18 protein-coding genes are annotated in these 21965 nt (G+C 32.8%); 8 read left to right on the top strand and 10 right to left on the bottom strand.

Features of this window, described 5'->3' with window-relative positions:
• Positions 1–54 precede the first annotated feature (54 nt).
• Both gcvT and ABW636_RS16700 read left to right on the top strand, forming a co-directional pair.
• Positions 55–1137, top strand: coding sequence for a glycine cleavage system aminomethyltransferase GcvT (gene gcvT, locus ABW636_RS16695; protein ID WP_367591207.1), 1083 nt, complete (start codon positions 55–57; stop codon positions 1135–1137).
• A gap of 85 nt (positions 1138–1222) precedes the next feature.
• Positions 1223–2038: a sugar nucleotide-binding protein gene (locus ABW636_RS16700; RefSeq protein WP_367591208.1), complete on the top strand. Its 816-nt coding sequence runs from the start codon at positions 1223–1225 to the stop codon at positions 2036–2038.
• A gap of 18 nt (positions 2039–2056) precedes the next feature.
• On the opposite strand, the gene ABW636_RS16705 is transcribed toward ABW636_RS16700, so the two are convergent.
• The 8 genes from ABW636_RS16705 to ABW636_RS16740 all read right to left on the bottom strand — a co-directional run bounded on the left by ABW636_RS16705 (position 2057) and on the right by ABW636_RS16740 (position 14810).
• Complete coding sequence (locus ABW636_RS16705) at positions 2057–3172, bottom strand: AMP-binding protein (RefSeq protein WP_367591209.1); 1116 nt, start codon at positions 3170–3172, stop codon at positions 2057–2059.
• Between the two features lie 77 nt (positions 3173–3249).
• Positions 3250–4143 (bottom strand): CPBP family intramembrane glutamic endopeptidase, encoded by an 894-nt coding sequence (locus ABW636_RS16710; protein ID WP_367591210.1) that lies wholly within the window; start codon positions 4141–4143, stop codon positions 3250–3252.
• Positions 4144–4156: 13 nt separating this feature from the next.
• Positions 4157–5191, bottom strand: coding sequence for an o-succinylbenzoate synthase (locus ABW636_RS16715; RefSeq protein ID WP_367591211.1), 1035 nt, complete (start codon positions 5189–5191; stop codon positions 4157–4159).
• Positions 5191–5871 (bottom strand): metal-dependent hydrolase, encoded by a 681-nt coding sequence (locus tag ABW636_RS16720; RefSeq protein WP_367591212.1) that lies wholly within the window; start codon positions 5869–5871, stop codon positions 5191–5193. Before ABW636_RS16720 ends, ABW636_RS16715 begins: the two co-directional genes overlap by 1 nt.
• 87 nt (positions 5872–5958) lie before the next feature.
• The gene (gene menA / locus ABW636_RS16725; RefSeq protein WP_367591213.1) at positions 5959–6912 is read right to left on the bottom strand and encodes a 1,4-dihydroxy-2-naphthoate octaprenyltransferase; all 954 of its coding nucleotides are present in this window, start codon (positions 6910–6912) and stop codon (positions 5959–5961) included.
• A gap of 371 nt (positions 6913–7283) precedes the next feature.
• Complete coding sequence (locus ABW636_RS16730) at positions 7284–11114, bottom strand: zinc-dependent metalloprotease (RefSeq protein ID WP_367591214.1); 3831 nt, start codon at positions 11112–11114, stop codon at positions 7284–7286.
• A gap of 740 nt (positions 11115–11854) precedes the next feature.
• Positions 11855–13177: a dicarboxylate/amino acid:cation symporter gene (locus ABW636_RS16735; protein WP_367591215.1), complete on the bottom strand. Its 1323-nt coding sequence runs from the start codon at positions 13175–13177 to the stop codon at positions 11855–11857.
• A gap of 76 nt (positions 13178–13253) precedes the next feature.
• Positions 13254–14810: an NAD(P)/FAD-dependent oxidoreductase gene (locus tag ABW636_RS16740; protein ID WP_367591216.1), complete on the bottom strand. Its 1557-nt coding sequence runs from the start codon at positions 14808–14810 to the stop codon at positions 13254–13256.
• Between the two features lie 152 nt (positions 14811–14962).
• On the opposite strand from ABW636_RS16740, the gene ABW636_RS16745 reads away from it, so the two are divergent.
• The 6 genes from ABW636_RS16745 to ABW636_RS16770 all read left to right on the top strand — a co-directional run bounded on the left by ABW636_RS16745 (position 14963) and on the right by ABW636_RS16770 (position 20441).
• Entirely contained in the window at positions 14963–15481 is a 519-nt protein-coding gene (locus tag ABW636_RS16745; RefSeq protein ID WP_367591217.1) for a porin family protein, read from the top strand.
• A gap of 214 nt (positions 15482–15695) precedes the next feature.
• The gene (locus ABW636_RS16750) at positions 15696–17621 is read left to right on the top strand and encodes a vWA domain-containing protein (RefSeq protein WP_367591218.1); all 1926 of its coding nucleotides are present in this window, start codon (positions 15696–15698) and stop codon (positions 17619–17621) included.
• On the top strand, positions 17618–18871 hold the full coding sequence (locus ABW636_RS16755; RefSeq protein ID WP_367591219.1) for a dihydroorotase: 1254 nt from the start codon (positions 17618–17620) through the stop codon (positions 18869–18871). Before ABW636_RS16750 ends, ABW636_RS16755 begins: the two co-directional genes overlap by 4 nt.
• 22 nt (positions 18872–18893) lie before the next feature.
• Positions 18894–19223, top strand: coding sequence for a hypothetical protein (locus tag ABW636_RS16760; RefSeq protein ID WP_367591220.1), 330 nt, complete (start codon positions 18894–18896; stop codon positions 19221–19223).
• A 45-nt stretch (positions 19224–19268) separates the two neighbouring features.
• On the top strand, positions 19269–19928 hold the full coding sequence (locus ABW636_RS16765) for an alpha/beta hydrolase (RefSeq protein ID WP_367591221.1): 660 nt from the start codon (positions 19269–19271) through the stop codon (positions 19926–19928).
• 165 nt (positions 19929–20093) lie between these two features.
• Entirely contained in the window at positions 20094–20441 is a 348-nt protein-coding gene (locus tag ABW636_RS16770) for a hypothetical protein (protein WP_367591222.1), read from the top strand.
• A gap of 103 nt (positions 20442–20544) precedes the next feature.
• Here ABW636_RS16770 and ABW636_RS16775 read toward each other — a convergent pair whose 3' ends face one another.
• Both ABW636_RS16775 and ABW636_RS16780 read right to left on the bottom strand, forming a co-directional pair.
• Positions 20545–21042, bottom strand: coding sequence for a hypothetical protein (locus ABW636_RS16775; protein WP_367591223.1), 498 nt, complete (start codon positions 21040–21042; stop codon positions 20545–20547).
• 2 nt (positions 21043–21044) lie between these two features.
• The gene (locus ABW636_RS16780; RefSeq protein ID WP_367591224.1) at positions 21045–21812 is read right to left on the bottom strand and encodes an MBL fold metallo-hydrolase; all 768 of its coding nucleotides are present in this window, start codon (positions 21810–21812) and stop codon (positions 21045–21047) included.
• Positions 21813–21965: the final 153 nt, after the last annotated feature.

The raw sequence follows: 21965 nt of genomic DNA on the forward strand, positions 1-21965 counted from the left end.
TACATAAAGTTTGTTACTTTCGGCCTCAATTTGATATTATTAAATCACATTATTATGCAAAATACTGCCTTAACAGAAACTCATATTGCATTAGGAGCAAAAATGGTTCCTTTTGCTGGTTATAATATGCCTGTATCCTATGAAGGTGTCAACATAGAACACGAAACTGTCCGTAAAGGAGTGGGTGTTTTTGATGTATCTCATATGGGAGAATTTTTAATCACTGGTCCAAACGCGTTAGACCTTATTCAAAGAGTAACTTCTAACGATGCATCTAAATTAGTAGACGGAAAAGCACAATACAGTTGTTTACCGAATGATAAAGGTGGAATTGTAGATGATCTTATTGTTTACAAATTAGAAGATGAAAAATACTTATTGGTTGTAAATGCGTCAAACATTCAGAAAGATTGGGATTGGATTAGTAGTCACAATACTATGAATGCAGAAATGCGTAATTTATCAGACGAATATTCTTTATTAGCTATTCAAGGACCAAAGGCGGTAGATGCAATGCAATCGTTAACTTCTGTTAATCTTGCCGAAATGAAGTTCTACACATTCGAAGTTGCAGAATTTGCAGGTGTCGAGAATGTTATCATTTCTGCAACAGGATATACAGGTAGCGGTGGTTTTGAGATCTATTGTAAAAACTCTGAAGTACAGCAAATATGGGATAAAGCTTTTGAAGCAGGAGCAGATTTTGGTATCAAACCGATCGGTCTTGCAGCTAGAGATACTTTACGATTAGAAATGGGATATTGTTTGTACGGAAATGATATAAACGATACAACCTCTCCTATAGAAGCAGGTTTGGGTTGGATCACAAAATTCACCAAAGACTTTATCAATGCTGATGATTTGGCAGCTCAGAAGGAAAAAGGAGTAGAAAGAAAGTTAATCGCCTTCGAATTTGATGAGCGTGGTATTCCTCGTCAGGGTTATGATATTGTTGATGGAAATGGAGTTAAAATTGGTGAAGTAACCTCTGGTACTATGTCTCCTTCCTTAGGAAAAGGAATTGGTTTGGGTTATGTACCAACTATCCTTTCTAAACAAGGTAGTAAAATAAATGTACAAGTTCGTAAAAATGCCGTTGCTGCTACAGTTGTTAAATTACCCTTTTATAAAGGTTAATTAGCATCGTAAAAATAATTATAGTTAAGTTTCGGGGTTATATTTTATTATATTCTGAAACTTAACTTTTTTTATACCGTATATTTTGGAAAAAATTTTAATCATAGGTGCCAGTGGGTTTATAGGAAATGCGCTCTACAAAGAGCTCAATTCTTATTTTGATACATATGGAACGTATCGAACTGACAATGCATTTTATGAAAAAAATCAAAAGTTTTTTCAATATGACATGGAACTAGAAGATATTTCTATCCTTCTTGACAATCTAAAACCAACAATTATCATTTCTGCGTTTAGAGGTAATTTTACTTCACAACTTGATGCACACTACCGTATTATAAAATGGATCAGTGCAAATTCATGTCGTCTAATATTTCTCTCTAGTGCCAATGTATTTGACTATTTTAGTAATTTCCCATCATACGAGTATGATAAAACTTTAAGCGAAAGTATTTTTGGTAGATTTAAAATTAAGATAGAAAATGCCTTGATGAGGCTTCCTGCTCACAAATATGTAATTGCTCGAATACCTATGATTTTTGGAGCAACTACACCTAGAGTACAAGAAATAAAAACCCTGTACGAACTAAACGCTCCTATAGAAGTGTTTCCTAATGTAATTATTAATGCTACTTCTATATCCAAACTAACACAACAAATACATTATATCATTAATCAGAAAAAAAAGGGAGTTTTTCATTTGGGAAGTACTGATTTGATATATCATCTTGATCTCATTAAAGAGATTTGCGATGCTCTTAACTTTGATAAACCGATCTTTAAAAAGGTATATAATTCTAATAACGATCGATACCTTGCTGTATTACCTAAAGATAATATACTACCCAAAAACTTACAAATAAAAACAACCCAAGTAATTGAATCAGTGGCAATTAAGTAGCTTCATGTAAACTTTTGCTTAGTATTTAAAATCAATCACTATTTGCAGTGTTTTTTGACGTTGTAACTTACCATTTTCTGTCACAATAAATTGTGGAAGAAAAAATATTTCCTTAGGAACTTCATACTTTCCTAGAGTTTTTAAATTGCTTATACTTTCTTGCAAAGACAAATGAGTAATTTTATCATAAACCTGTTCTACAAGAAGTATCAGCTTATTTCCTAAAGCGTCATCTGGTAATGAAGAAATAAAAAAACGATGTCCAATCAAAGGCTGTAACTTAGCTTCTATTTCTTCTGGAAACAATTTAATCCCTCCACTATTTACAACATTATCATATCTTCCTTTCCAAATAAACTTTTTATAAGTCTTTAATTCGACTACATCATTAGTTGTAATAATGTCATTGTTTAAAAGAGGAGCCTTTATTATCAAACAATCCCTATCATCTAGATTAATAGAAATATTTGGTAATGCCTTAAAATATCTTGTTTCTCTTTTTTCCTTTTTTTTAGGATTAATCCTTCTGGCAGCAATATGAGAAACAGTTTCTGTCATCCCATAAGTTTCATATACTTTGGTTTTAATACCTTGTACTAAATTTTTTAAGTTTTCTGAAATAGTACCACCACCCACAATTAATTTTCTAATTAAATGTAAACGGTTTAGAGAATTATCTAATTGCAACGGCACCATTGCACAAAAATCGTATTGTTTATAAATATTATCCAAAGGATTTGTTACAGGAGGTGCCAGGTCAAGTTTCCATCCTAATACCATGGCTCTTACCAACATCATCTTACCTGCGATATAAGTTGCGGATAAACATAATAATGCAGTAGTGCTTGCTTCGACCTTAAAAAAACTACCTGAAGCACGAGCACTGTTGATCATATGCTGTTTAAGAACCCTAATTTTTTTAGGTTTGCCCGTAGAGCCAGAGGTTTGCACAACAATGTAATCTTTATCATTTAGCCAGTTTAGCAAAAAATTACCTATATCTTGTTGATAAACTTCACCGTCTTTAATAAAGTTATATGCCAAATATTTTAAACCTTCTCTATCCAGCGTATTCTTATTAACAGAAAACTCTGGATGTACTTCGAATTTAAAAAAGGTTTTACTTGTTTGCATATTCAAATTTCAAATTTATAATGTACCCGTGGGTTAACAAAAAGTAAAGAGTACATTATGGTTTTATTATCTGATATTTACGGTACAATATTTCCAAAAAGCTTATTTTTCCATCCAGACCAGCCATATTTTTTAGACAGTACCATAAAAATAATAGGAAAAACAATCAACAATGGTAAAAAAACATCAAATCCAGCACTTGGTTCTGATATATCCAAGAATATAGAATCTGTTTGTAGTGCAGTCCAATCTGCTGTTATCAAAAGTACGGTAACTAGGTTATTCGCAGCATGAAAACCTAGAGCAAGTTCTAATCCCTCATCCATTAGTGTTATAATTCCTAAAAATAAGCCAGTACCTATGTAATAAAACATAATAATATAGCCAATTTTCTCGACTTCGGGATTCGCTATATGCATAAGACCAAAAAGCACAGAGGTTACCAAAAGAGGAATCCATTTATTTTTAAACGCCAACCCTAATCCCTGCATTAAATATCCTCTAAAAAAATATTCTTCGAAACTGGTCTGTATAGGAACTAATAACAACGAAATAATAGCTAATATGAAAAATGAAGCAGGTTCAAAATTAATCTGATAGATTTCGGGGCTTACATAGTAAGAGATTATAGTAGAAATCGCAATAAAGAGTCCCACTATCATAAAATTAAAGAACACTCTACCCCAGTCTACTTTTTTTCTGCTAGTGGTAAGAGATAATAACGATTGTTGATGTACATAGCGCACCCAAAAAAACAATCCTCCTAGCAGAAATACGAATGGTATCATGTTTTCTGCAAAAAACTGATTTTTTCCTTTAGCACTGATTTGTTGTTTTATAATCTCAGTAACATCTGCTCCAAGCATATCAGTAACAAAGTAGTTAGCAGCCATTAATAATATAAAGGCTATGGGTAATGGCAAGTATTTCCACATTCCTAATTGTCCTTGTCTTCCTTGTGTGATATACATACTATTTTTTATATTAAAAATTAACTTCCCATTCCTTTTTAGGGTCATATTTCAATGTTCCGTTGTGAACATATAATGGAGACTCAAAATTATTGGTATATAGGCCTCCGGTACCTAAACCTTGTGGCATCTTATTATTTAAGGTATATGTAAACTGTGCTATTGCATTCAAACCAATATTACTTTCTAAAGCGCTGGTAATCCACCATCCTATCTGTAAAGACTCTGCAATATCAATCCACTCTTTGGTTCCTTTAAAACCTCCTATCAAACTAGGTTTTAGAATAATATATTGCGGTTTTATACGCTGCAACAATTCCTTTTTCTGATTTAGTTCAAAAACTCCGATCAACTCTTCATCCAATGCAATTGACAATGGAGTTTCTTTACATAATACCTCCATATCTTCATATTGTCCTTGTCGTATAGGCTGCTCTATACTATGCAGTTCGAAAGCAGCTAGTTTTTTTAATTTATCTAATGCTTCTTCACTTTCAAATGCACCGTTAGCATCTACTCTTAACTCTATTTGTTTTGAAGAAAAATTAGATCGTATATAGGACAACAAGTCTATCTCTGATTCAAAATCAATTGCCCCAATTTTCATTTTAATGCAATCGAATCCATTTTCTAATTTATCTAGAATTTGCTCATACATAAATTGCTTACTTCCCATCCAAATAAGTCCATTAATAGGAATACAATCATTATGCATACTAAAATCTGAAGGAAACAATAAAAAAGAGGTATCACTTTCTAACGACTTAAAGGCCATTTCTATACCAAACTGAATACTCGGAAATTCTTTGAGCTCTTTCCATAGTTTATCCACTCCCAAGTGAATGTTTTCACATACCCACTTTAGTTTATCTTCATAATCAGGTCTATCATCAATACTTAGTGTCCTAAGGATTCCACATTCACCTATGCCCTGTTTGCCATTACTAGCGATAATCAAAAACCAAGTTTCTTTAGTTTTTAAAACACCCCTAGAGGTTCCACTTGGTTGTTTAAATTCTAGAATATATTTATGATAACTTGCTTTCATTAGATTTCTATACTCTGTGCAATATCTAACAATACTAAATCTTTGTTTTTATCAGAAAACTTTTGTTTTGCACTATCATGATCAATCTCAATATAACCGAAGGTGTCATAATGTACTCCCAACACTTTGTTACACGCTACAAAATCACTAGCTATTATAGCATCATCTACTCCCATCGTAAAATTATCCCCTATAGGCAGTATTGCTAAGTCTATTGAGAATGATAAAGGAATTAATTTCATATCCATTGTTAAAGCAGTATCCCCCGCTATATAAATAGTTTTATCAGCTCCTTTAAGTACAAAACCTCCTGGCTGCCCACCATATGTCCCATCAGCAAAGCTACTGGTATGAATTGCATTTACATACTTTACTTCTCCAAAATCAAAAGACCAACCACCACCATGATTCATAGGGTGTACATCAATACCTCTACTTTGGTAGTACATGGCGATTTCATAATTAGAAACAATAGTAGCCTTATTGTTTTTTGCAATAACCTCTGCATCAAGAACATGGTCCTGATGAGCATGTGTTAATAAAATATAGTCTGCTTTAATCTCATCTACTGCTACTTTATCTTTTGCTAATGGATTACCAGTAATAAAGGGATCTACAAGAATATTTTTTCCGTTAACTTCTATCAACAAAGTATTTTGACCGTAAAATGTAATTTTCATTTTTATGAGATGTTAATTATATATAAATCACTATCAATTATAAAAAAATCTGTAAGCCAGAAAGCTATTTACAATTTAAACTCTAAATTATAAAATCTGACCTAAACTGAACAGTAGTGCTAGTAAAAATGTTGTTAAAGCAACTTTCTTTAATTCGGGATCTAATAATTTAGGGCTTTTTGTCTTTTTTACTTTAATTATATGAATGATCAGCGGGGTATAGGTAAGTAGAAATAGCATGCTTTTAATGGTAACATAATTAAAATATACGTACACCACCATAGATAACATTGCGATAAATAAGATGGAAAAATGATATCCCCTTGCTTTTGGTATACCAAGTTTTACGACCAATGTATTTTTACCTGCTTTTTTATCACTTTCATAGTCTCTCATATTATTTAAATTAAGCACAGCAGTACTTAACAAACCTATAGTAATAGCGGGAAGAAAAATAAAAATATTTATTTGTTTCGTAAACAAAAAATAACACCCAACAACACTAACCAATCCAAAAAAAACAAATACAAAAACATCTCCCAACCCCCGATAACCATAGGCAGAATTACCCATCGTATATTTGATTGCAGCCACAATAGCAGCTAAACCTAAAAAGAAATAAAACAATGAATACAAAAAGTTTTCTTTTCCGAAGGAAACATATATCAATGTAATTGCAACAATTAATGTAATAATTGTGGTAATACATATCCCTGTAAACATTTCTTTTTTTGATATTGCCCCACTTTGCAAAGCCCTCTGTGGCCCTACTCTATCTTCATTATCTGTTCCTTTTACACCATCTCCATAATCATTTGCAAAATTAGATAAGATTTGTAAACTCAAAGTCGTTGCTATTGCCAACCAAAAAATAGCCGTTTGATAAAATGCTAATGAGGTTTGGGTATTTAACATATCTAGCCCTTTTTCTGAATATATATAATGATTACAACCTAAAGAAGAACCTATTATAATTCCTGAAACTGATAATGGTAATGTTCTTAATCTGGCAGCAGATATCCAGGCTTTGAATTTGGTCATATATTTTTAAAATTTAGCTTCAAAGGAACAGTTTTTTAAACAAATACCAAATAAAATGTGGTATCAATGATCCTGTTTTCGGCTAAAAACTCTACATATATACAAGTATTTTTGAAGAATGTGAGATTTATTGAGTTAGATACGTATTAAATATAGATCTAAAAGCGCTTTTTTAACTCATTTCCTGCCCATATATACGTTTAAAAAAAATATTTTCTTAAATATTGACAGGATTCTTAATCAAGAATATTACATATAAAAAAAGAAGTCTTTCAAATTAATGAAAGACTTCCTAAAATCACTTTGTTAATACCGAGTGTTAATCACTCTAACTTACAATTTTAATGAATACAATCTTTACGAATACTATTCTATTTTTTAACTAATCTCAAAGTTTGAGTAGTTCTATTTGTTGCAACTTTTACGAAATAACTTCCAGAGTTCTTGATCTCATCATTAATAACGATCTGACCTGGATTAGTTCCGTAATTTCTTTCTAACAGTACTTTTCCGGTAATATCATAAACTGTAATATTTAAATTATCACCATCAATGTTAGAAACATCTATATTTACAAATTTTTCGAATGGGTTTGGATATCCACTTAAGTTACTATCAATAGAAGCAGATTTTCCTGTTGACCTAGTTGTTGTTAAACCTTCTCCCGCTGTAGAATTATATGCATAATCCAATATGGTATATGACAATCCGTCTGCTGCAACCGTTACATACATCCATCCATAATGCGTATTTCCACTTATTTTGAAAGAGAATCCAAGGTATCCAGAATTTCCGTTCCATGCAGTGTATGAAGAAGAACTTACCATAAAACTATTACTATTTGAAGTAAAATTGCTAGATGGTCCTACCACCACACCTTCTCCAAGCATCGTTACATTACTAGTAGTTCCTTCTGTTATCATATCTTTTCCATAGTTTACTAATCTTAGGCCTCCACTATACCAGGCTCCAAAACCATTATCATCTCCAACTTCAATTCTAAAGAAATTCCATGTAGCAGTATTAGAAAGTGCTATATCATCTACATTATTCTCAAATATATCTTGATACACTACAGTTCCGCTGGTAGCACATGGTGTACAAGAAGTACCTCCACAATCTACACCGGTTTCGTCTCCATTCTGAATACCATCTGTACATGTTGGAGTAGCTTGACAAGGCGAACATGATGACCCACCGCAATCTACACCAGTTTCATCTCCATTCTGAATTCCATCAGTACATGTCGGGGTTGGGGTTGAACCTCCAGATACTACCACAGAATAATCTTCTACTTCATCTCCTTCTGTAGCACCACAAGGAGAAGGGTTACTCCACCATCTGTAACGTACACGTAATCTGGTAGTACCTTCTAAAGCTGTATTAGGAATAACTACGGTAGCAATTCCAGCTCCTGAACCTTTTGGTTTCATTAAAACTTCTTCTCCTGCATCTCCAAAATCACCATTTTGATTCCAGTCTATCCATCCTCCAATAACATTAGAACCCCAACTATCATTTCCAGAATTAACGGTTAGCGTTATAGATTCTCCTTTTGTTACGTTGGTACTTATAGAAGTATTATCTGTATATGCACTGTTTTGACTGGAATGTGAAATAGTTCCAAAATTAACAGTTGCTATATAATTAGAACCTTGATTCCCTGCAACACAATATGAAGTAGATGTTTGACATGGATTACAAGAAGAGCCACCACAATCAACACCCGTTTCATCTCCATTCTGGATACCATCGTTACAGTTTGGTTCAACCTGACATGCAGCACAAGACGTACCACCACAATCTACACCTGTCTCATCTCCATTCTGAATTCCGTCATTACATGTTGGTGTGGGAGCACTTCCTCCTATATTTACTATGTAATCTTCTACTTCACCTAAATATGTATCTGCACCACAAGGAGTAATCTTGTCTTCTGATCCATATCCTATACGTACTCTCATTCTTACATTAGCAGTTTCTGCCGTTGCAGGAATAGTAACATTTGTATTATAAGGACCTGATCCGTATTTAGAAAGTACTTTTTCTCCTGCATCTTCAAAATCTTTATCATTATTCCAGTCGATCCATACTCCAACTGCATTTCCAGACCAGCTATAGTTATTGATTCCTACGGTAAGTGCTACGGTACTACCTTTGTCTGCCGTAGTTGTAACAGAAGTATTGTCTACATAATTGTTATCTCCAGAAGATGAATGGTCAATTTGTCCAAAACTTACATTGGTAATATTTAATCCTGTTCCTGCATTAGAAGCATCACAATATGCTGCTGATGTTTGACAAGGGTTACAGGATGAACCGCCACAATCTACACCAGTTTCATCTCCATTCTGGATACCATCAGTACAAGTTGGATCAGGCGTTGTTACCAAAGTACTTTTACCTGCTCTAATTGGACCGTTAGGTTCTAGATTAATTCCATAAGCAAGTATTTTCATTGCCGAAGCATCTGCTGTGATTTCTACTTTTAACCATCCATAATTTACTTCACCTGGGTATGCGGTTACCTGAAAACCAATATACCCTGTTTTTCCTTTCCAAACGGTATAGTCATCTGCATAAACTTTAGGCAAGTTTGGATGACTCTGACCTGTTTTCCAATTACTCGCATCAGAGATTAATTCATCTTCTTGAAGAAAAGTAACATTTCTTGTGTTTCCATCCAAAACCAGATCGGTTCCAAAGGTCTCAAAGTAAAAACCTCCATTTTCATAAAAAATCCCTCTTTTATTATAATACAAACCTGCATATAATGGAAAAGTTTGCCAAGCAGCTGTTGTGTTAACTTCTTGAGTAAATGGATCTACATGCTTAATATAATAAGGATCAAAGAATCTAAAATTAAAAGACACCTTAGAAGCATTCACACTTGTCGTTCCTCCTGTAATAGCAGCATTGGTAAACGTAATGCTCTTGGCTTTGATGATATCTGCTCTCCCATGATTAGCTACTTGTCCGCTAAACTTCACATTTACTTTTGTATTATTAACGACAGTGATAGAAGCATTAACACCTGCTGGTAAATCTGTCGTAAAGTGAGTGCCTGAAGACATTGTACCAGAATTCATAGAAAAAGTTGATCCTGTAATTGTAATTTCATAATCTCTATCAGTAATAGTACCATCATTTGCTCTTGACTCTACAACTTCTCCATATTTCATAGCTATAACTCCTTTAGTAGCATTAACACCTGTTGCTGTAAGGTTTGTTGCTTGCCATAAAGGTTCTCTTGTTGGATCTTCTAGAGCTGCCTCCATTCTAGCTACCTGACCTGCTGTAAACATTTTTGAACATCCTGTTGCAGCATCATATCCCATATAATTTTCATAATTAATAAGGTTACCACATTCTGTTGCTCCTACGGTACATCCTTTATCTCCTGAATTCGAATCCTCTTTTGGAGTATCATCAACATGATCTCCATTAGGATCATCACAACCACCATTAAATGTATGTATAAGGTTTAACCAATGTCCAAACTCATGGGTAAGCTGGGCAAATTCCTGATGATGATAATTATCATGTATCATACTACCATTCATAACTGCTCTAGCTATACCTTGATCAGAATCCCATGTACTGGGATACCATGCCACACCAGAGTTTGATGAATTTTCATCATTTTTAAGATCAGCCAGGATAAATAAGTTCATATACCTATAATTATCCCATGAATATTCTTTTACTTTATTCTGATAAAAGGTTGTATTAAGACCAAGTCCGACTTCTTCTTCGTAAAAGAGTACACCACTAGTACTTCCTCCTTGAGGATCTATTTTTGCAAGTTTAAAGGTTACGCTGATTGAAGATTTTACAGCATCAAACGCTGGATCAACTGTATTAAAATCGGCATTTAGTCCTTGAAAGTTCTCATTTACGATATCTATCGCATTTTTAACTTTCTCATATGTAACGGATTTCCCCCATTGTGTTTCACCTAATACGTGAACAACTACAGGAATTTCCCAAGAAGTAGCAGATCTTGAAGCGAACCCCATTTTTGCTGCTCTTTCCTTTATTTTTGCTGATTTATTCAGTCTATCATGTTGTGCTTTTAACCTGGGATTCTGTGCATATTGCTCCCTTAAGTTATCTTCTGTTAACAAACAAGAGTTTTGTGCATGTAGTCCAGTTAAACCACAACACATCAAAACAATTAATATTGTAATTTTTAATTTCATATTACTTTATTTTGGGTTATAATCTAGGGGTAATTTGCATATAATAAAGAAGTAAGGCACTGCTAAACAATGGCTTTATAGAAACCTTATTACATCAAGTGAAGTTTCGGGGTCTTCATTGAATTCACGTATAAGTGAAGTGTGAATTTGTGAATTCGATTTTTGGGGCATATCTGAGTTGAACTTCTGAATTCAGAATCTGCTTTTAAAGCTAAGTAATTATTTCAATCATATTTGGGGCTTGTGTTTGGTTTGTGTTTATAGTTAAAATCTGCTATTAACCGACAAATAGTTTAATTTTTTCTTACAAAAAATATTATAATAAAAAATAAAACATAACATAACTACGGTAATACCACAAATTTATAGTTATTTATTAATACATAACAATACTATATTACCAAGATTTGACCCAATAAATAACTTAACTTATTAATATCGCACTTAGTCGATATTAAAATGTATTTTAACGAATTTTAGAAGCAAGTTGTTTTTATGTATTGTTTTAACATTTATTTAATAGTATTTTTTGTGATAAAAATTCGTACAATTAAATCACTTGGTACAAACTTAGTTACCCAAAAACCATATTTAATAAAATAACGATATACATAAAAATATCATACAATCTTTATATGATAAAACAAAACAATAAAAATGCTGGTACTAAAAATAATTTTATAAAGTATCTGTAGAATTTATTGATACTATAAAGGTTAAAAGTAGTCTTTTAGATACTACTATCCATTAAAATCATCATCCCAATTTTTGACTCTGGGCGATCCTAATTTACCTACAGATTTTGCAATTACCATGGATACGGTAGCGTCTCCTGTAACATTCACGGTAGTTCTAAGCATATCTAACGGCCTATCTACGGCAAATATAAGTGCTAAGCCGATTGGTAATTTATCAGAAGGAAAACCTATAGCTTCTAAAACGATTACTAGCATTACCATACCTGCACCAGGTACCGCTGCAGAACCTATTGAAGCTAACAAGGCTGTTAATACAATAGTAATTTGATTACTAAAAGTTAATCCTTCTGGCCAAAGTACCTGCATTATAAACACAGCAGCAACTGCCTGATACAAACTGGTACCATCCATATTTATGGTTGCTCCAACAGGAAGAACAAAACTAGACACCTCTTTATCCACTCCAATATGCTCCTCTACTCTTTCCATAGTTACGGGTAGCGTAGCAGCACTAGAGCTTGTAGAAAAAGCTAATAACTGCGCAGGACTAATTTGCTTTAAAAACCATAATGGTGATTTTTTTGTAATTACAGCAACCATAACACAGTAAAATACAATCATTAAAGCAAGTCCAAATATTACTACACCCGCATATCGCAATAAAGCCAAAAGTATATCGGGATCATCAGAAGTAACCACCACGTTTGCTAATAATGCAAAAACAGCAAAAGGGGCAGTAAGCATGATCAAATCTACCATTTTTAACACTACCTCATTTAAACTATCAAAAAACTTCTTTAAAGGCTCTGATTGATCCGGCTTGATCAATAACATACTTATTCCTAAAAAAATAGCAAAGAAAATAACCTGTAACATCATTTTGTTATTGCTCATTGCTTTGATGGCATTTTGAGGAACCATATCTACAACAAACTGTAAAGGCCCGCTTTCTTTTTGTTTTGTTGCCTCTGCAATACGTTCTGATATCTTTGCATTACCAGCATACTCTGCGGTTAACTTTGCAATAGTCTCTTGAGTAATTCCATTACCGGGTTTAAAAGCATTTACCAACAACAACCCAATTGTAATCGCAATTATAGTCGTTACTATATATATAAGAATGGTTCTTCCTCCTATTAACTTGAATTTTGAAATATCTTTTAAATCAGAAATCCCTTTTATTAAAGAAGCTAAGATTAATGGAACAGCGATAAGTTTTAACAGGTTTACAAAAATAGTACCTAAAGGAGCGATCCAATCATTGGTAAATCCTTTGCCCCAAGAAAATGATGTCATTAAAAAACCAAATAAGATTCCTAATAACATCCCGATCATGATTTGCCAATGTAGTGCTATTTTTTTCATTTAATTATGCTGTTTTAAAATCGTATTGGGTCGAAGATATAAATAAAGTACAACTTATTATCTATATAAATCCAACTTATTTTATTGTATTAACGCATGCTTGCGCACATTTTTCTCCATCTATAGCAGCAGAAATAATACCTCCTGCATACCCTGCTCCTTCTCCGCATGGATACAGACCTTTGATTTGCACATGCTCTAGTGTTTTAAAATCTCTTGGTATCCTTACAGGAGATGATGTTCGTGATTCGGGAGCATGAATAATTGCATCATTGGTAAGATACCCCCTCATACTTTTGTCAAATTCTTTAAAACCATTTTTTAAAACCTTATAAATAAACTCTGGAAATACTTGCTTCATATCGACAGAAGTTAATCCAGGTTTGTACGAAGTCTCTGGAAGATTTGATGACACTTTATTGGTAATCATATCTACAAGTTTTTGAGCGGGAACCCGCTGTGTTTCTCCTCCCAAATGCCATGCTTTTTGCTCTATACTCTTCTGAAAATACATAGCTGCCAAAGGACCATAATGAGCATATTCTTTAAAATCTTCTTCACACAATTCTATTACAATACCACTATTTGCGGTTGGTTGATCTCTTTTAGAAGGTGACCATCCATTGGTAACTACTTCTCCCGGGCTCGTTGCACATGGGGCTATCACGCCACCTGGACACATGCAAAAAGAATACATTCCTCTACCTCTTACTTGTTTTACAATACTATAGGGTGAAGGTGGTAAATATGGTCCTCGTACCTCACAAGAATATTGAATTTTATCTATTAACTGTTGCGGATGTTCTACCCGAACTCCCAAAGCAAATGGTTTTGCTTCTATTTTTATTTTCTTTCGATATAAAAGTTCAAAAATATCTCGAGCAGAGTGACCTGTAGCCAAAATTACCTTATTAGTCCTAAGAATATTACCATCTTGTAACGTAACTCCGGTTATTTTCGAATTTTTAATTTCAAAATCAATCACACGAGTATTAAAATGTACTTCGCCTCCTTGATCAATTATTTTCTTTCGTATAGCGGCGATAATTCCTGGTAGTTTATTGGTTCCAATATGAGGGTGCGCATCAATCAAAATTTGATCGGTCGCTCCAAACCCCACCAAAAGTTTTAAAATACGATTTACATCACCTCTTTTTTTTGATCGGGTGTATAATTTCCCGTCACTATACGTTCCTGCTCCTCCTTCACCAAAACAATAATTAGAATCCTCATTAACCACATGATCTCTATTAATTGCTTTTAAATCTCTGCGGCGCATTTGCACATCTTTACCTCTTTCTAAAACAATAGGTTTATACCCTAATTCAATACATTTTAATGCAGCAAACAAACCTGCAGGGCCAGCACCAATGATTACTATTTCGGGTGCATTAGATACTTCGGGATATTCTGGTAATTCTATGGGAGTATCTACAAAATCTTCTTGCACAAAAACTATTAGTTTTAAATTTATCTTAATATTTTTTTGTCGTGCATCTATAGATCGTTTTAGAATTTTAATATGTCTAATATCACTCTCTGGAATCCCATTTTTGGCCGCTATATTTTTTTTAAGAAGATCGGGACTCGCTGCAATATCTGGTGGTACTTGTGTAGTAAGCTCGTGCTGCAATGTTGCTTATTGTTTTTGAAATTTGTAGCGAATATACAACATTCTTGTCTTTTGATATTTTACTTAAAATAAAGTTGATTAGTCATTAATTTAATCTTTTATTAAGGTTATTGTTCCTATATTTGACTTCAACAAACCTTAAATTTACAATTATGAAAAAGCTTTTTTTAATAGCAATCGCGGTAATCGGTTTTTCAATTTCTTCAAATGCTCAAGATCTTAAGTTTGGTTTTAAAGGTGGTGTAAACCTTGCAACTATAAACGGAGACGGGGTTAACGATAATTTGGATGGAAGAACCGGATATCACATAGGAGCAGTTGCACAATTTAGTCTTCTGGAAACAGTGGCTTTGCAACCAGAACTTCTATATTCTGCTCAGGGTATTGAAGATACTGATATTGATTATATCAATATACCTGTTTTATTCAAATTAAAATTTGCAAAAGTATTAAGTGTGGAGGCAGGTCCTCAATTCGGATTTGTAGTGAATGACAATTTTGAAGTAGGCGAACCAGAAAGTTTCGATTTTAGTGGTGCTGTAGGTGCCGGTGTAGAATTCGGAAAGTTCTTTGGACAATTAAGATATAATATAGGTTTTACAGATGTTATTAAAGATGTAGATGCTAAAAACGCTGCATTTCAAATTTCTGTTGGATACTATGTTTTTTAAAAACATCTAATTAATTATACAAAAAGTGAAGGGCTTGCCTTTCACTTTTTTTTTGCAAATAACTTAATTGTATTAAAACAATACATTTTGAAAATTAAGCTAAATCTTAAAAAATCTAATTAGTTATTCTACACCATAAAGACTCTTCTTCAAAAGTTCGTATATCTCAAATCTTATAGTATATTTACACAACTAAAGACTTAATAAGTTAGGAATGCAATTTAAACATCCAGAATTTTTATACGCACTTTTTGCTCTTATTATTCCTATTCTCGTTCATTTATTTCAACTAAGACGTTTCCAAAAAAAAGAGTTTAGTAATGTTCAATTTTTGAAAGCAGTTACTATTCAAACCAGAAAAAGCTCACAAATAAAAAAATGGCTTACGTTATTGGCTAGAATATTAGCGTTGGCATCAGTTATAATTGCTTTTGCTCAACCATTTTTCGCAAATGAAAAAATCGTCGGTAAAAAAAGTAAAACAGTATTTTATCTAGATAATTCATTTAGTATGCAAGCCAAAGGACCGAAAGGACCTTTGTTAAAACGTGCAGTTCAGGATATACTTAGCGAACTTCCTGATGATGAAATTTTTTCATTATTTACAAATACAGAAACATTTATTGATGTTTCAAAAAAAGATATTCAAAACGACTTATTACAACTAGAATATTCTTCTAGTCAGCTTTCTTACCGCGCAGTAGAACTTAAAGCCAATCAACTTTTAGGAACCTCGCAAGAAACTATAAAACGGATTATTATGGTTTCTGATTTTCAACAAAAAGGAGGAGCATTTACGCTATCTAAAGGAAATTTAACCAAAAAGCATCTGGTTCAGTTGCAACCTGTAACCAAACAAAATATCTCTATAGATAGTTTGTATTTGGGATATAATAGTGCTAATGAATTAATGCTAAATATATTGCTAAGCAATACAGATCTTACTTCAGAAAATACTTCGATTGCATTATACAATGATGATAAATTAATAGCAAAAACTGCAGTTACAATTTCAAAAAACAGAGGGACTAAAGCTTCTTTTAGACTGGATGAAAATGTTAAAATAAATGGAAAAGTTATTATAGAAGACCCTTCTATTACTTTTGATAACTCCAGATATTTCACCATAAATACTCCCAAAAAAATAAGGGTGGTGGCTGTTAACGGTGCTAAAGATGATTTTATTAAAAATATCTTTACTCCGGACGAGTTCATACTACAAAGCAGTCCTTTAGAAGAACTTAACTACAATGATGTAAGCAATGCCAACTTGGTAATACTAAATGAAATCGAACAAATACCTATTTCTCTAATTAATACTTTAAAATCTTTTGCAAATGAAGGAGGTACCATCTGCTTTATCCCTTCTGATGAAGGAGATATAACACATTATCAACAATTCATAAATGGATATTCTTCACAAGGGTTTGTTTCGAGAAAATTAAACAATAAAAAAATTACTAGTATTCAATTTTCTCATCCATTGTATCGCGGTGTATTTGACAAACAGATTACTAATTTTCAGTATCCAAAAGTAAATAGTTATTATTTGGCCAATGCCAGTAACAGTATTCTTTCTTACGAAGACAATACACCTTTTTTATTCAAGACAAATAACCTATACGTTTTTACAGCTGCATTAAACAGAGAAAATTCTAATTTTAAAAATTCTCCACTTATTGTCCCTACCTTTTATAATTTAGGAAAACACAGTTTACAACTTACAGATATTTCTTATACTATTGGACAAAACAACAGTTATGATGTGCCAATATCACTTGGACAAGATGGTATTTTATCTCTTGTATCAGAATCAGAAAACATAGTTCCTTTACAACAGAGCTATGCTACCAAGGTACGAGTTACCACAAATGATGTACCTACCAGAGCCGGAATTTATTCGGTACAAAACAAAAGCACAACTATTCAACATGTAAGCTATAATTACAATAGTGAAGAAAGTGACCTACAGTATTATAACTTAAAACCAACCGATCATTATTATGTTAACGAATCGGTAACAGAATTGTTTGATCAAATAAAAGAAGAGACGAGTATTAATGAACTTTGGAAATGGTTTGTTATTTTTGCGCTATTATTTTTATTGATTGAAATACTATTCCTAAAATATCTCAAATGAAGTTCTTACTAAAGGCTGCTACTGTAATCGACCCAAAGTCTCCTTTTCATCATCAAACCGTCGATATTTTGATTGAAAATGAAACGATTATAGATATCCAATCCACAATTCAAACTACTCAAAATACACAAGAAATAACGCGTACAGATCTACATGTTTCTCAGGGTTGGTTTGATAGTAGTGTTAGCTTTGGAGAACCTGGTTATGAAGAACGAGAAACCATCGAGCACGGTTTACAGGTTGCTGCAAAGAGTGGTTTTACCAAAATAGCAGTGCACCCTAACACAGTTCCTATCACAGATAATAGTGCTTCTATTGGTTTTCTTAAAATCAAATCGCAAAATAACGCTGTATCATTATTGCCCATTGGGGCATTAACCACTCAATCGAAAGGTGTTGATATGGCAGAATTATATGATATGCAACAAGCAGGTGCTATTGCTTTTGGAGATTATAAAAAAGCTATAGAAAACCCTAACTTATTGAAAATAGCTTTGCTATACACTCAAAATTTTGATGGTTTGGTACTCTCCTACCCCCAAGAAAATTGTATTGCAGGCAAAGGAATGGTAAACGAAGAAGAACAAAGTACATTATTAGGTTTAAAAGGAATTCCCGCACTTGCAGAAGAGTTACAAATTAGTAGAGATTTATTCTTATTAGAATATACAGGTGGTAAACTTCATATCCCCACTATCACTACTGCAAAATCGGTTGATCTTATTAGAACAGCTAAAGCAAAAGGACTACAAGTAAGCTGCAGTACTTCTGTACATCATCTTATACTAACCGATGAAGAGTTAGAGACTTTTGACACCAACTATAAAGTACGACCTCCTTTAAGAACAAAACAAGACACAACGGCATTGTTAGCCGGAGTGAACGATGGCACTATAGATATGATCACTAGTGATCATTGCCCTATGGATATCGAACACAAAAAAGTAGAATTCGATAATGCAAAATACGGAACCATCGGACTAGAAAGTTCGTTTGGAGCTCTTAATATTACTCTTGGTCTTGAAAAAACAATAGCGATGCTAACGCAAGGAAAAAAAGTCTTTAATCTAGAGCATCAAACCATAGCTATCGGCAATAAGGCAGACCTATCCTTATTTACACCAAATAATGAAACTATTTTTACAGAAGAAGATATTCTCTCTACATCAAACAATAGTGCGTTTCTAGGGAAAAAAGGAAAAGGCGCTACCTATGGAGTTGTTTCTAATGGTAAAATCGTATTAAAATAACCCCCTATCATAAGCACACATCATGCAATCTAACTATAAAAAACAAGGAAAAACGGCGGCAATAGTAGCGTACATTACAATCATTGGTACCATCATTGCATTTTTTATGAATCAAGACAGTAAAAATCAATTTGCTAGTTTCCACATACGCCAAGCATTAGGATCATGGTTAAGCTTTTATATAATAACTGCTTTTACAAATATTTTTAACTCAATTATGATTCATTTTTCATTTTATATTTTCTGTATCGTACTAATTGTATTTGGTCTGATCTTAGCGATAAAAGAAGAAGAAAAAACAGTACCTATTCTTGGGCCTCACTTTCAAAAATGGTTTAATTTCATAAAATAGATTAAAAAAAGTACACTTAATTTTTAACTAGAAACAATTCTTAAAATGAATACTCAAACGCTTTCATTACATCATATCATTAAAGAACCTTCTATAAAAAAAGAAAAACAACCAGCTCTATTTTTGTTTCATGGATATGGAAGTGACGAAAACGATTTGTTTTCATTTGCATCAGAATTACCAGAAGAGTTGTGTATTATTTCGGTTCGTGCTCCGTATGGGTTACAACCTCATGGTAATGCTTGGTATGCTATTTATTTTGATGAGAATCAAGGAAAATTTAGTGATGACAAACAAGCAATTGTATCTCGAGATAAAATCATAAACTTCATTGATGAAGCAATCGACACATATAACTTGGATGCATCCAATATTAGTATTCTTGGTTTTAGTCAAGGTACGATTCTTAGTTACGCTGTCGCACTCTCTTACCCAAAAAAGATAAAAAATGTAATTGCATTAAGTGGTTATTTGAATGAGGCAATCCTAAAAGAAGGATATGAAGCTAATGATTTCTCTCACCTAAACATTTATTGTTCACACGGCAGTGTAGATCAGGTAATTCCTGTAGAATGGGCCAGAAAAGCTCCTATAAAACTTACTGACATTGGTATTACAACTTCCTTAAATGAATTTGCTGTAGGACATGGTGTAACTCCACAAAATTTCTATCAATTTAAGGAATGGTTACAGTCTAAAATTTAAATAAAATAGGATCCCCATACCTCTTCGATGGTTTAACAGGTTTATGGAGTTTTTCGTAAAGACTCCTTAACCTTTTACTAATCATTTATTTATAAAGCACAGATCGTTTTATAATATCCTTGGTGTATATTTATAGTGTTACTAACCAATAACAATATACATAACATGAAACGATATAAACAAACTTTAAAAACCAAAAGTAGTATCTGTTTTACACTAGTATTATGGATTGGAATATACACACTACAAGCACAAGAAATTCAAACAAAAAAAGATACTTTTAAAGTGCTTACAAAACAATATAGCGCTACAAAAATATACCCAAAAGGAACTGGTACGTCCTATTTTATTTTCGAAGATAAGTTACGCATCAAATCTGGTGCATCCAGGATTAACTTTTCTGAAGCTCCTTCCTCTATTCAATACATTAATCCCGTATTGGCTAATCAACAACCGGTTCCTTTTTTTAAAAAACAACCTCTAAAAGCAAAAAGAAAGACCATAGAAAAATAGTCATATTTTTTAAACAAACTTAATTCTATTTATATATGAACTGGTTTAGACTTTTTCGCATGAATCAAAAAAGTTTAAACCAGTTAACTTATAAAAGTAATCATTAATCTTTAGGATATAAAAAAGATTTTTCAACCTCAAAATCAACCACACCATCTTCTCTAACCTCGTAGGTAATGAATAATTCACCCCAATATACTCCATCAGTAAAATCTGCAATAATCCATTTGTGATTAAGCAACCTAACTTTGTTAACACTCATATTTCCTTCCATTCCAACAAAAGGAATAATAGGATTATCTTTACCCGCTTTATTTTGACCAATAATTTGATCACTTATGGTTAATGCTAACCTATCTGGTTGATATCCTAACTCTTGAAAATAATTTGCAGCATCCTCATTACTTTCTAAAGAAAAATAAGTAAGATCCATATTTGTAGTATATAAAGAATCTATAGTAGCTTCTTTTTTGGTAATATTAGTTTTTAAATTTTCGATTTTTGCATCATACGATTCTTTAGCTTTTTTAGCATTCATAAACTGAAAAAGAATAAATAATAATGCAAAAATAAATAGGTATAAAAAGATCTTATTTCTCATAGTTAAATAGTAATTTTTAAATTATCATAAGCCAGGTATACATTTTCTGGCAATAGTTTTTCTACTTCGGCATGAAATCCTAACATATGGCTAATATGTGTCAAATATGCTCTTTCTGGCTGTACACTTTTAATAAATGCGAGTGCCTCTTCTAAATTGAAATGTGAATGATGCGGTTCGATTCGTAATGCATTAATGACCAAAACCTTAAGTCCTTTAAGCTTATATCTTTCTTTTTCTTCAATTGTTTTAACATCTGTTAAGTAGGCAAAATCATTAAATCGATATCCAAAAACTTGTAAACGATTATGAAGTGTATTGATCGGTACAACATTAATATTACCTAACCTAAATGGCTTATTAACGATCTCTTTTTCTTGCACACTTGGCGCCCCAGGGTATTTATTCTCTGAAGAAAAGATATAATCGAATCTCACTCTTAAAGCATCTAACACTCTTTTATGAGCATATATAGGAATATCACCCTGACGAAAAAAGAACGGTCTTATATCATCTAATCCCATGGTATGATCAGCATGTTCATGTGTAAAAATCAATCCATCAATCCTGGATACATCATTGGCTAACATTTGCTGTCTAAAATCGGGGCCACAATCAATAACATATTGATACTCATCCCACGAAACTAAAACAGATACCCGAAGTCTCTTATCTCTAGGGTCATCACTTAAACAAACAGGATGTGTACTTCCTATTACCGGAATACCTTGTGAAGTACCTGTTCCCAAAAAAGTAATTTCTAAAGCCATACAATACGCAAATTTAAATATATTTTTTCTCCCAAAAATCATATCTATAGGATAATTGTTAAAGTATATTTGGATAACAGAAATTCACATCCAAACTTTTTTAATAGTCAAGGTATTGTTACCTTTACAACAAACAAAAAAAGCCCTTTTTAC

The organism is Aquimarina discodermiae, assembly GCF_040786235.1.
In the GTDB taxonomy this organism is placed as follows: Bacteria; Bacteroidota; Bacteroidia; order Flavobacteriales; family Flavobacteriaceae; genus Aquimarina.

Bases quoted from the DNA above. Each gene is read 5' to 3' on its own strand.
- gcvT (WP_367591207.1), top strand. From the start codon at position 55: ATGCAAAATACTGCCTTAACAGAAACTCATATTGCATTAGGAGCAAAA.
- ABW636_RS16705 (WP_367591209.1), bottom strand. From the start codon at position 3,172: ATGCAAACAAGTAAAACCTTTTTTAAATTCGAAGTACATCCAGAGTTT.
- ABW636_RS16710 (WP_367591210.1), bottom strand. From the start codon at position 4,143: ATGTATATCACACAAGGAAGACAAGGACAATTAGGAATGTGGAAATAC.
- ABW636_RS16715 (WP_367591211.1), bottom strand. From the start codon at position 5,191: ATGAAAGCAAGTTATCATAAATATATTCTAGAATTTAAACAACCAAGT.
- ABW636_RS16720 (WP_367591212.1), bottom strand. From the start codon at position 5,871: ATGAAAATTACATTTTACGGTCAAAATACTTTGTTGATAGAAGTTAAC.
- menA (WP_367591213.1), bottom strand. From the start codon at position 6,912: ATGACCAAATTCAAAGCCTGGATATCTGCTGCCAGATTAAGAACATTA.
- ABW636_RS16730 (WP_367591214.1), bottom strand. From the start codon at position 11,114: ATGAAATTAAAAATTACAATATTAATTGTTTTGATGTGTTGTGGTTTA.
- ABW636_RS16735 (WP_367591215.1), bottom strand. From the start codon at position 13,177: ATGAAAAAAATAGCACTACATTGGCAAATCATGATCGGGATGTTATTA.
- ABW636_RS16745 (WP_367591217.1), top strand. From the start codon at position 14,963: ATGAAAAAGCTTTTTTTAATAGCAATCGCGGTAATCGGTTTTTCAATT.
- ABW636_RS16750 (WP_367591218.1), top strand. From the start codon at position 15,696: ATGCAATTTAAACATCCAGAATTTTTATACGCACTTTTTGCTCTTATT.
- ABW636_RS16755 (WP_367591219.1), top strand. From the start codon at position 17,618: ATGAAGTTCTTACTAAAGGCTGCTACTGTAATCGACCCAAAGTCTCCT.
- ABW636_RS16760 (WP_367591220.1), top strand. From the start codon at position 18,894: ATGCAATCTAACTATAAAAAACAAGGAAAAACGGCGGCAATAGTAGCG.
- ABW636_RS16765 (WP_367591221.1), top strand. From the start codon at position 19,269: ATGAATACTCAAACGCTTTCATTACATCATATCATTAAAGAACCTTCT.
- ABW636_RS16770 (WP_367591222.1), top strand. From the start codon at position 20,094: ATGAAACGATATAAACAAACTTTAAAAACCAAAAGTAGTATCTGTTTT.
- ABW636_RS16775 (WP_367591223.1), bottom strand. From the start codon at position 21,042: ATGAGAAATAAGATCTTTTTATACCTATTTATTTTTGCATTATTATTT.
- ABW636_RS16780 (WP_367591224.1), bottom strand. From the start codon at position 21,812: ATGGCTTTAGAAATTACTTTTTTGGGAACAGGTACTTCACAAGGTATT.